The following is a 3,751-nucleotide window of genomic DNA, read 5'->3' as shown; positions in this document are numbered from 1 at the left end:
AAAATACTAAACAAAAATAACTGAATATTTTGTCCAACTTTTTGGGTGCAGTACCTTACTACTGTGTTTTACTTTATTTTCTAATATAACACCTTAAATTATCTCAGTAAAAAACCCCTATTTTTAACTGTTATATAAATTTATAAAAATACCTTTAAATTAATTTTGAAAACTTTTACTTTTCTACTTTACAAACCTATTTAAAAAGTGTTAAAATTAAATTAAGAAAGATTTAACACATTAAATTTAAAACAAATATTTTTTATAAAAAAGGGGTGTTATTATGTTAATAAAAAGTAAAAAAGTTTGGTCAAGTGGCCAATTTCTTCCTCTAATTTTAGAAGTGGAGGATAAAAAAATTACAGCTGTTCATGACTATGATGCATTCGATACAGTTGACTATGATTTTGGGACTAATCGTGTATTACCTGGATTTATAGATGTTCATACTCACGGTGCTTATGGTTACGATACTAATGATGTTAATGAAGAAGGACTTCGTAATTGGACTAAAAATGTTGTTTCCGAAGGGGTAACATCATTCTTACCTACAACAATCACTCAAACTGAAGAAGTTCTACTAAAAGCTGTAGCTAACGTAGCAAAAGTATATGAAGAAGGTTATGAAGGAGCTGAAATTTTAGGTATTCACTTTGAAGGCCCTTATCTTGATGTAGAAAAACGTGGAGCTCAACCTAAAAATTGTATCCAAACACCTAGTGTAGAACAATTTAAAAAATTCCAAGAAGCTAGTAAAAATCTAATTAGACTTATTACTATCGCGTGTGAAAAAGATATTGATTATAAACTTACTAAATATTTAGTAAGTCAAGGTATCCGTGTAAGTTTAGGTCACTCTGCTTGTAACTATAAAGAAAGTTATTTAGCGTTCGCTAACGGTGCAACATCTCAAACTCACGTTTATAACGGTATGGTTGGTTTCCATCACCGTGATGGTGGTCAAGTAGGGTTTGCTCTTCGTGCACGTGATTCTTATGGAGAAATCATTTGTGATGGAATCCACTCTACTACAGACGCATTGAATATCTACTTCACTGCAAAAGGACGTGATCACGGAATTATGATTACTGACTCTCTTTGTGCTAAAGGTTGCGGTCGTGGTTCTTATATCTTCGGTGGAGAAAACATGGAAATTTATGAAGATGGTAGTGCTCATCGTGATGATGGTCGTTTAGCAGGTTCTACACTTAGAGTTATAGATGGACTACGTGTCTTAATAGAAGATGCTTTAGTTCCTGTTGATGCAGCGATTAACTCTTGTACTAAAAACCCTGCTGAAATGTTAGGTTTCGGAGATAGAAAAGGAAAACTTAAAGTTGGTTATGATGCTGACTTTGTGGTTATTAGTCCTTCATACGAAGTGTTAACTACATTTGCTCGTGGTAAAGAAGTATATAAAAAAGAAAATTAATTTATAAGGAGTCATTATATGAAATATTTAGTTTTTAATTCAAAAAAAGAAGCTTCTCAAGAAGCATATAAAATTTTAAAAAGTTTAATCAATGAAAATTCGACATTAGGTCTTGCGACTGGTTCAACACCTACCGACTTATATGTAGAAATGATAGCTGATTATAAAGCTGGAAATTTCAGTTATAAAAATATTAAATCATACAACTTAGATGAATATGTGGGTATTAGCTACGATCATCCAGAAAGTTACCACAAATTCATGGAAAAAAATTTATTTGATCATGTTGATATTGATAAAGCAAATACACATGTTCCTGATGCATCAGCTTCAGATTTAGAACTAGCGGTTAAATCTTATCAAGAGGAACTTAATAAAGCGCAAATTGATGTGCAAATTCTTGGTATAGGCGGAAATGGGCATATCGGATTTAATGAGCCGGGAACACCATTTGATGCTGGAGTTCATGTTGTAGATTTAAAAGAAGAAACTATTCAAGCTAACTCTAGATTTTTCGATGGTGATATAAACCTTGTTCCTAAACAAGCAATGACTATGGGTATTAAAGATATTATGCGTGCGAAACACATTATTCTATTAGCATTCGGAAAAGCTAAACAAGATGCTATTAGAAGTTTAGTAGAAGGTGATGAAATAACTGAGAATATACCTTGTACCATTCTTAAAAATCACCCAAGCGTATTTGTATTAGTAGACAAAGATGCAGACTTTCAATAATTAATATTATGTGGAAGTGGATAAAACTAAAGATTTCATCTAAAGTTTATCCCTTCCACTATTAAAATGATATCGATGTAAACGTTTGATTTTAAAATAATTAATAGGGAGGTACTAAAATGAGTACTGAATTAAAATGGGCTAATATAGCCACTGTAGCACCGCAAAAAGGCTACGAAAAAAATATAGGGACAGCAGGATTAGTTAAAGGTGTTATCGGAAACAAACTAATTTTCGGTGGTGGTGCTAACTTCCCTGGCGGTCTTCCAGTAGATGGTGGCGTAAAAGTAAATCACAAAGATGTATATCTTTATGAAGAAACAGCAGACGGTGTTAGATTACTTGATCAAATTCAATTTGATTATCCATTAGCATATGGACCAAGTGCTGTATATAATGAGGCACTATATTATATCGCATCAAAAAATGAAACTTCATCGGACCTTTTAGCATTCACTGTGGTTGAAAATAAATTAAAAGTAGAAGTTGTTGATACACTTCCATTTACAGTTGAAAATATTATTGCTAAAGTTCACGAAAATAAATTATACTTCGGTATCGGATCAATTAATGGATCTAATAACAATGAACTTTACGTATATGATTTAGCTACTAAGAAATTTGAAGTATTTTCAGAATTTCCTGGAAAGTTGCGTAATCAAGCAGTAAGTTATGTATATAATAATGAACTGTATGTGTTCGGCGGTGGAGCTGCTGAAACATACAGTGATGGATATAAAGTTGACTTAGAAACAAAAGAATGGACTCAACTTGCTGATGTAGTTATCGATAATGAAGAAGTATCTCTACTAGGTGCTGATTGGGTTCCATTAAACGACCATGAACTTCTAGTAATCGGTGGTTTCAATAAAGATGTATGGAAAGATGCAGTATTCAACTTAACAACATTACAAGGTGAAGATCACGCAAAATATCGTGACGCATACTTCAGACGTCCTGTAAGTGAGTACAGATGGAATAAAAAAGAATTAGTATACAACTTGAAAGAAAACCGCTGGTACCAATTAGGAGAAATTCCTTTTGAAGCACCTTGTGGACATGCTCTGTTAACTACAGAAACTAATATTTATTCAATTATGGGTGAAATTAAACCAGCAGAAAGAAAACCATATATCCATAGAACTAAAAAATAATAATAATTTAGACTACCCTACAATTTAAGTTGGGTAGTCTAATAATTTATTTTTTTAAATTACCAATTTTAAAAACTTTATTAATTGCTTAAAAAAATTGAAATTAAAAATCCATAAAAAAGCCATGAGTTTTATTCTCATGGCGGAGATACTCCATGAAATTTATCCTCATGGAGTAGATAGTCTATGTATATGTGCCAAAAAAACTAAAATCGCATAGAACATAAGACTAATAAATATATAAAAAGGTGTATATTTTTCATATACAACAAAAAAATAAAAATCAGTGTATATCATTTATACACTGTTTTTCTTTTTTAGTCAATTTATTATAAATAAAAAAAGGACCTTCCAAAAGGAAGGCTCTCACTGTTGCCTGGCAACGTTCTAGTCTCACAGGGCGTAAGCCCAACTACATTCGACGCTA

General features: G+C 31.9%; 3 protein-coding genes. All 3 read left to right on the top strand.

Annotated elements, in window-relative coordinates; translation table 11 throughout:
• Nucleotides 1-283: 283 nt before the first annotated feature.
• The 3 genes from nagA (at nt 284) to RWL85_RS08465 (ending at nt 3,324) form a co-directional block, all read left to right on the top strand.
• A complete protein-coding gene (nagA, locus tag RWL85_RS08475; RefSeq protein WP_314087119.1) occupies nt 284-1,432 on the top strand; it encodes an N-acetylglucosamine-6-phosphate deacetylase in 1,149 nt (382 codons plus the stop codon).
• Nucleotides 1,433-1,450: 18 nt separating this feature from the next.
• Nucleotides 1,451-2,170, top strand: coding sequence for a glucosamine-6-phosphate deaminase (gene nagB, locus RWL85_RS08470; RefSeq protein ID WP_314087116.1), 720 nt, complete (start codon nt 1,451-1,453; stop codon nt 2,168-2,170).
• A gap of 119 nt (nt 2,171-2,289) precedes the next feature.
• Complete coding sequence (locus RWL85_RS08465) at nt 2,290-3,324, top strand: cyclically-permuted mutarotase family protein (RefSeq protein WP_314087114.1); 1,035 nt, start codon at nt 2,290-2,292, stop codon at nt 3,322-3,324.
• Nucleotides 3,325-3,751: the final 427 nt, after the last annotated feature.

The sequence above is a fragment of the uncultured Gemella sp. genome (assembly GCF_963515875.1).
GTDB lineage: Bacteria > Bacillota > Bacilli > Staphylococcales > Gemellaceae > Gemella.
The sequence above is the reverse complement of the archived record's forward strand: the minus strand, read 5'-3'. Positions and strand labels throughout refer to the sequence as shown.